The sequence below is a fragment of the Pseudomonas sp. BF-B-15 genome, assembly GCF_019946675.1.
GTDB lineage: Bacteria > Pseudomonadota > Gammaproteobacteria > Pseudomonadales > Pseudomonadaceae > Aquipseudomonas > Aquipseudomonas migulae.
In genome coordinates this window covers 1-6,325 of the sequence record NZ_JAGYFZ010000174.1, presented here as the reverse complement: position 1 = coordinate 6,325, position 6,325 = coordinate 1, and the positions used below count along the sequence as shown (strand labels likewise).

The window sequence follows — 6,325 nt, the reverse complement described above, 5'->3', positions numbered from 1 at the left end:
GTATCAGACAGACCGAGGCGTCCCGATCGCCAGCAAGCTGGCTCCTACAGGGTTTGCGTTACCCCCAATTCCGAACACATCCGAGATCCGTAGGAGCCGGCTTGCTGGCGATCCAGGCAACGCGGTGTATCAGACAGACCGAGGCGTCCCGATCGCCAGCAAGCTGGCTCCTACAGGGTTTGCGTTACCCCCGCCCCCGAACACACCCGAGATCCGTAGGAGCCGGCTTGCTGGCGATCCAGGCAACGCGGTGTATCAGACAGACCGAGGCGTCCCGATCGCCAGCAAGCCGGCTCCTACAGGTTTGAGTCAACGCGTTTCATTTGTGTGCGCTCGTAGCGCGGATAGAGATGACTGACGCTGCGGATCAGTTCGTAGCGACTCAGGCTGATCCCGGCGAAACGTTCGGGAATCGGGCTGCGGATCATCTCGGCCATGTCGCTGCCGTTGGCCGCACCCTCGCGCATCAACTGGTCGAGCCAGCCGAGGTAGTCACGCATTTGTTCGAACGGTTTTGCATCCGTGGCCACCGGGCCGTGACCGGGGATAATAAGCGTCCACGGCAGCCCCTGAAGCGTGGCGATGTCCGCCAGCCACACCGACAACCCCGGACTGTTGGGCGTGGTCAGCGCCCGCTGGTAAAACACCAGATCCCCGGCAAACAGCACGCCGGTTTGCTGGTCGAGAATAGCCAGATCCGCGCCGGTATGCCCACCCAGGCTCAGCAGACGCAGATCATGATTCCCAAAATTTCGCACGCCGGGCGTCAGCGTCTCGGTCGGCAACACCACTTCGGTGCCCCGCATCCAGTCGCCCACCAGCCGATACATGTTCTCGGCCATGGCGTCGCCCTGCTGCTTCAACAACTCGCAGGTGCCCGCGAGCACGCCGATCGGCACATCGCTGAAGGCCTGATTGCCCAGCACATGATCGGGATGATGATGGGTCAGCAACACCTGGATCACCGGTTTGTCGGTGGTCGCAGCAATGGCTTTGCGCATCGCTTCGCCGTATCGCCTGGACGGCCCGGTGTCGATCACCACCACCCCGCGTTCGGTGACGATGAAGGCGGTGTTGACGATGTTGCCGCCGTTGGCCTTGGCAAAATTGTCGGTGCTGCCTTCCAGCAGCCAGGTGTCGGCGGCGATCTGCCTGGGCTTGAGTGAATAGTCGAGTTCGGCCAACGCCGGAAGGCTCAGGCTAATGAACAACAGCAGCATCCAGCGCATCACGCGCTCCTTTGAGTCAGGGTATGGCCGCATCAAATTCGTTGCCGCTGTTGTCGCGCAGCAACAGGCGCGTCTGCCCTGCCCCTTCGATGTCGAAGGCCAGGTTGGGGTTTTCGCTGACGGCGGGAAACAGTTCGAGGCGGGCCAGCACTTGATCGTTCTGATCCCGCAGCTCGGCATGGTTGATGAAAAATTCCGGGATACCGCCGACCATGCCGTTATCCATCGGGTGCGCCACCTGCAAACGCAAGCGGCTGAATTCGCCACGGGGATAACGTCCGCCAAGCACTTCGCCGATGTGCTCTTCCCAGCCCGGCTGGGTGCGCACCACGCTCGGCGCCGTGCATCCGCCGCCCGCCGCATCGATCAGGGTCGAGCCGACATGCCACACACCGTCGCGAGTCAGGACGGCCGCACGTAGCGGCGTGGCTTGTTCAACACGAATGCGGATCGACAGCCAGGGCAACACCCGATCCAGCGGCTGGAAATCGACAATTTTCGGCAAAGGATTGAGCTCGGCCCAGGCGAGGATTTTCACCACCTCGCCCTTGAACGCACGGGCGTCGATTTCCAGCGGCACTTGCCGGGCGTCTTCGGCGAACGGCGGCGCCAGCAGCTTGACCCGCTCATCAAACACGAACGGCGCGTCGCCAAGCATCTGCTTGTGATAGAAGGCCCACATCACCGACGGCACCGGGTCTTTGCCCGGTGCGATGTCTGCCGCGTGCGCGGCCAAGGGTAGCCAACAGGCCAACAGACAACACATGCGCCAGTTCACTGTTGATACATCTCCGGGACGTCATAGCGCAGGCCATAACGGGCATAAATGGCTTTCACCGAACCCTCGCGGATCAAGGCTTCCAGCGCCTCTTCCACGGCATAGGCCAATTGCCGGTTGCTCTCGTGCACGGCCATGCCGATTTCCCAGAGTTGCTTGCCCATGTTCGGGTAGGCGTTTTCCGCCAGCGCCACTTGCGGGTCGGCGGCTTCATGAACCTGCCAGTCGATCTCGCCGCGCATGGCCATGACCGCGTCGACTTCGCCCGCCTTCATCGCCGCGAACGCCTGGGGCACACCGGGGTAGTGATGGGTTTTGCCGGCGAGCATGCCGTTGAACACCGAGGTCAGGTAGAACGACGGCACACTGTCGACCTCGACGCCGATCGGGTGATGCTCGAACACGGCGACGCTGGCCACCGATTCCAGCCGACGACGGTCATAGGCGACTTGCCATTGTTCGTTCTGATACGGACCGAACATCACCACATGGCCGTTTTCCAGTTCGCCCAGTTCGTTGCGTTTGCGCGCGTAATCCTGGTCATAGGGCACGCGCATCATCAGGTCGGCCAGTTGCAGATCGTGCAACGGACTGGCGCGCCAGATGTAGTCGCGCAGGTCGTCGTCGAGCTTCTCGCCGGCGGGCGCCCAGATCAGCGTCAGGCGCACACCAAGCGCTTTGGCCAGCGCCTCGGCGAGGTCGACATCGACGCCACGGGGTTGGCCGGCGTCGTCGAAACTGTAGGGGGCGAAGTCTTTGTAGACCGCCACTTTCAGCTCTCCGGCAGCGATCATTTCGTCATAGCTGCGGACCTGCGCCTGCACCGTCTGGCAGCACAGCAACACAGCGCTGATCAACACCGCGAGCAGGCGCATGCATTACTCCTCGACGCGGACGCTGTCCAGGTAAGTGCGCACCGCCCACAGGGCTTCCTGGCTCAGGTAGTCCGCCATTTTCGGCATGTACACCCGGCCGTCACGCACCGCGCCATGGCGCACCCGTTCGACGAACCATTCATCACCGGCCTCGCCGACATCGAGCATGCGCAAATCAGGCGCGATGCCGCCGGACTTGGCTTCCAGGCCATGACAGGCCGCGCAGTTCTGGTTGTAGGCCGATGAACCGATCTCGACGGCCTTATCGTGTTCCGGCGAAGTGCGGTAAGGGTTCACCGCCGCCCATCCATCGCCATCGAGTTGCACGCCGGCGTCCTTGATCGGGGTCAGTCCCTGGGTTTCGACGGCTTGTGGCACGACATTGCCGTGAGCCCAGACCGAACCTGCACTGATGAAGCCGGCCAGCAGGCCGGCAACGAGCAAGACGTTGCGTTTTGTTGTCATTGTTATGCCCTCAGGATTGCACGCAAAACCTCTTTACAGAGGCTATGGCAGCCATCTTAGGAATCACTTCGCACAAGCCCCATGCTGCTTTGGTGGTCGCCACCCAGTACCTTGGTAGTAGGGCTTGCGACGCACATCCAAATCAGGTGCCGCCTGGGAAATTTTCCCGGCAACAGCGGGACTTTTTCCGTATTCGGCACCCCGTCGGACGCACCACCCTGTGCAGGCCAAAACCTCCACTGGGAACTGCAACCATGACAATAAGATCGCTACCCGCCCTTTCCCCTTTGACCCTCGCCGTGCAAGCCTTTTTGCTGGTGAGCAGCCTGTCCCTGAGCGCTGCCAGCCAAGCTGCAACCGCGCCTGCCACACCGACGCACAACGTGAGCTGGGAAGACATTGCCAACGATCACCTGACCACCAAGGACGTTCTGCAATACGGCATGGGCACCAACGCCCAGCGCTGGAGCCCTTTGGCCCAGGTCAATGACAAGAACGTGTTCAAGCTGACACCGGCCTGGTCCTACTCCTTCGGCGACGAGAAGCAGCGCGGCCAGGAATCCCAGGCCATCGTCAGTGACGGCGTGGTGTACGTCACCGGTTCGTACTCGCGGGTATTTGCCCTCGACGCCAAGACCGGCAAGCGCCTGTGGACCTACAACCATCGCCTGCCGGACAACATTCGTCCGTGCTGTGATGTGGTCAACCGTGGCGCGGCGATTTATGGCGACAAAATCTACTTCGGCACCCTCGACGCGCGACTGATCGCGCTGGACAAGAACACCGGCAAAGTGGTCTGGAACAAAAAATTCGGCGACCACGCCGCCGGTTACACCATGACCGGCGCCCCGGTGCTGATCAAAGACAAGACCAGCGGCAAGGTGCTGTTGATCCATGGCAGTTCCGGCGATGAGTTCGGTGTGGTCGGGCAACTCTATGCCCGCGACCCGGACACCGGCGAAGAAGTGTGGATGCGACCTTTCGTCGAAGGCCACATGGGCCGCTTGAACGGCAAGGACAGTACGCCGACCGGCGACGTCAAGGCGCCGTCCTGGCCGAACGATCCAACCACTGAAACCGGCAAGGTCGAAGCCTGGAGCCACGGCGGCGGCGCCCCTTGGCAGAGCGCCAGTTTCGACGCGGAAACCAACACCATCATCGTCGGCGCCGGCAACCCTGGCCCGTGGAACACCTGGGCGCGCACCTCCAAGGATGGCAACCCGCACGATTACGACAGCCTCTACACTTCGGGCCAGGTCGGCGTCGATCCGAGCACCGGCGAGGTGAAATGGTTCTACCAACACACCCCGAACGATGCCTGGGATTTCTCCGGCAACAACGAGCTGGTGCTGTTCGACTACAAGGACAAGGACGGCAAAACGGTCAAGGCCACCGGCCATGCGGACCGCAACGGTTTCTTCTACGTGGTCGACCGCAACAACGGCAAATTGCAGAACGCCTTCCCCTTCGTAGACAACATCACTTGGGCCAGCCACATCGACCTGAAGACCGGGCGGCCGGTCGAGAATGAAGGCCAGCGTCCGGCCAAGCCGCTGCCGGGGGAAACCAAGGGCAAACCGGTGGAGGTTTCGCCGCCGTTCCTCGGTGGCAAGAACTGGAACCCGATGGCCTACAGCCAGGACACCGGTCTGTTCTACATTCCGGGCAACCAATGGAAAGAGGAATACTGGACCGAAGAGGTCAACTACAAGAAAGGCTCGGCCTATCTGGGCATGGGTTTCCGCATCAAGCGCATGTACGACGATCACGTCGGCACCTTGCGGGCGATGAACCCGACCACGGGCAAAGTGGTGTGGGAGCACAAGGAACACTTGCCGTTGTGGGCCGGCGTGCTGGCGACCAAGGGCAACCTGGTGTTCACCGGCACCGGCGACGGTTTCTTCAAGGCCTTCGACGCGAAAACCGGCAAGGAGCTGTGGAAGTTCCAGACCGGCAGCGGCATCGTCTCGCCGCCGATCACCTGGGAACAGGACGGCGAGCAGTACATCGGCGTGACCGTCGGCTATGGCGGCGCGGTGCCGTTGTGGGGCGGCGACATGGCCGAGCTGACCAAACCGGTGGCTCAGGGCGGGTCGTTCTGGGTGTTCAAGATTCCGAGCTGGGATAACCAGACCGCGAAACGCTGATGCCCCCATCGCCAGCAAGCCGGCTCCTACAGACGTGCGCAACCTGTAGGAGCCGGCTTGCTGGCGATAACGCCCTCCCAGACAACGAGAACTCCGCCATGAAATACCTGCCTCTAATGTTATTACTCGCCGCCCTTCCGGTTTTCGCGGATGACAGCGACGACGCCCCCCTGATCATCAACGGCTGCACCCTCGCCGAACACAGCCAGTGCCCCGGCGCCAATCTCAAAGGCGCCAACCTGAGCAATCAGGACCTGCGCAACATGAACCTCAGCGGCGCCGACCTGCGCGACGCCGACTTGCGTCACGCCCGCCTCGACCTCGCCAACCTGGAAAAAGCCCAACTGCAAGGCGCCAACCTGACCCGCGCCAGCCTGCAACAAAGCAACCTGCGCCTGGCCGACTTCAGCGGTGCTACGTTGATGGCGGTCCAGGGCTGGGGCTTGTTTGCCCAGGGTGCGCAGTTTCAGGACGCCAACCTCAGCGGCGCCTACCTGCAATTCGCCCGCCTCTCCGGCGCCAAACTGCACAACGCCAACCTGTGGGCGGCCGACCTGGAAATGACCTGGTTGAGCAAGGCTGACCTCAAAGGCGCGGACCTCAGCGATGCCAATCTGCAGGAAGCCAAGTTCGGTGAAAGCAACCTGGAACAGGCAAACCTCAGCGGCTCGCGTCAGCATTATGCGAACTTTCAGGATGCGAATATGGACGGCTGCATCGGTTGCCCGACGACGTGGGATAAATAACACCTCCCCTCTTTGTAGGAGCCGGCTTGCTGGCGATAGCGGTGGGTCAGGCACCATTGATGTCGACTGATCCACCGCTATCGCC

At 62.0% G+C, this 6,325-nt stretch carries 6 protein-coding genes; 2 read left to right on the top strand and 4 right to left on the bottom strand.

The genetic code is table 11. The features are described 5' to 3' along the window. Positions 1-296: 296 nt before the first annotated feature. From KGA97_RS28720 to pedF, 4 genes are read right to left on the bottom strand one after another with little or no spacing between them, the layout of a single operon-like run. Positions 297-1,229, bottom strand: coding sequence for a quinoprotein relay system zinc metallohydrolase 1 (locus tag KGA97_RS28720; protein WP_223481934.1), 933 nt, complete (start codon positions 1,227-1,229; stop codon positions 297-299). A 16-nt stretch (positions 1,230-1,245) separates the two neighbouring features. Beyond that, a complete protein-coding gene (locus KGA97_RS28715) occupies positions 1,246-2,007 on the bottom strand; it encodes a quinoprotein dehydrogenase-associated SoxYZ-like carrier (RefSeq protein WP_223435883.1) in 762 nt (253 codons plus the stop codon). Further along, a complete protein-coding gene (locus tag KGA97_RS28710) occupies positions 2,004-2,882 on the bottom strand; it encodes a substrate-binding periplasmic protein (RefSeq protein WP_223481933.1) in 879 nt (292 codons plus the stop codon). Before KGA97_RS28710 ends, KGA97_RS28715 begins: the two co-directional genes overlap by 4 nt. A gap of 3 nt (positions 2,883-2,885) precedes the next feature. Further along, complete coding sequence (gene pedF, locus KGA97_RS28705) at positions 2,886-3,347, bottom strand: cytochrome c-550 PedF (RefSeq protein WP_192227441.1); 462 nt, start codon at positions 3,345-3,347, stop codon at positions 2,886-2,888. A gap of 254 nt (positions 3,348-3,601) precedes the next feature. Between pedF and exaA the strand changes: the two genes are divergently transcribed. Both exaA and KGA97_RS28695 read left to right on the top strand, forming a co-directional pair. Beyond that, entirely contained in the window at positions 3,602-5,494 is a 1,893-nt protein-coding gene (gene exaA, locus KGA97_RS28700; protein ID WP_223452663.1) for a quinoprotein ethanol dehydrogenase, read from the top strand. A gap of 98 nt (positions 5,495-5,592) precedes the next feature. Next, positions 5,593-6,240 (top strand): pentapeptide repeat-containing protein, encoded by a 648-nt coding sequence (locus tag KGA97_RS28695; protein ID WP_223481932.1) that lies wholly within the window; start codon positions 5,593-5,595, stop codon positions 6,238-6,240. Positions 6,241-6,325: the final 85 nt, after the last annotated feature.